The following is a 1,029-nucleotide window of genomic DNA, read 5'->3' on the forward strand; positions in this document are numbered from 1 at the left end:
CTTGCAGAAATGAACAAGAAAGCTGCATAACCCAGTTCTAATGTTCATATTAAACCCGGCCACCGCGCCGGGTTTTTTTGTGTCTTCCATACCGAGATCCAAAAGTTACTGCGCTGGCGTTAAAATCAATGACTTACACTAACCACTAAAGCAAGCATCCAATGCAATTCAATCACTTATGACGTGATCCAAAATAACCTGCGCTGGCGCATGTTGCTCCTGCACTTTTTTGTCACTTCTGCACTACCTTCCTTTCCGCACTATCTCGGCTGCATCCCTGTTCACTCCCTTCCCTATCACGTTGCCAGTTTCCTTCCGGTACTGTTCAAGTTTTTCAATGATAGCCTCCTGCGTCACAGGCAGATCCGCCAGCGATAACTCCATCACCGCGCGCCCGGCGGCATGAGCCATCATGTTCACTTTTTCTTCATCCAAGTCCATAACCCACTCCTTTTTGATGTTTTTTGCAGCATAGCACCAATCTTTTATAAAAATAAATTCCTTTTAAATACAACCAAATAAAACCAAAACAACTATAAATACAACTATTGTTGTTGACGATAAAACAACTATGGTTTTTAATAAGTCCATCGAAACGAAACATCGACAGCTGAGCGAAGTTAGCCAGCGGCGGACAGCAAGTCGCCTGCTTTTTAACAACATGCAGATTTACAGCGTCAATGACCTGTTTAGACCCTTACACGTAAACGTGCTGTATCACCGGGTGCGATCCGGTCGGTGAGAGAGTATCCCCGCGCGAGAGCGAGAACGGCGTGAGAACGGGCAACACTGGCAGGGAGTTGGCGCTGACCAATACAGGGAATGTTATGGGATGTGGTGAAGGGTTCATGGACGGGAATATGTCGCACGTAAAGCGGCGAGGCCCGAGGAGCTATTGCCGAAGATAAGTAGGCCGAATCGGGTCGAAATGGGTCTCCCACCTACCACATCGCCAAAGCATTTCTCCCGCATCAGCGGGTAACGACAGAGGCAATTATGAACGAACAAGCGAACAAAATTCTCGTTGAG

General features: G+C 47.2%; 1 protein-coding gene. It reads right to left on the reverse strand.

Features of this window, described 5'->3' with window-relative positions; genetic code table 11:
* Positions 1-243 precede the first annotated feature (243 nt).
* Positions 244-441: a hypothetical protein gene (locus tag V6E55_RS25500; RefSeq protein ID WP_045354763.1), complete on the reverse strand. Its 198-nt coding sequence runs from the start codon at positions 439-441 to the stop codon at positions 244-246.
* Between the last annotated feature and the right edge of the window lie 588 nt (positions 442-1,029).

The organism is Enterobacter sp. 342, assembly GCF_036663495.1.
Taxonomy (GTDB): domain Bacteria; phylum Pseudomonadota; class Gammaproteobacteria; order Enterobacterales; family Enterobacteriaceae; genus Enterobacter.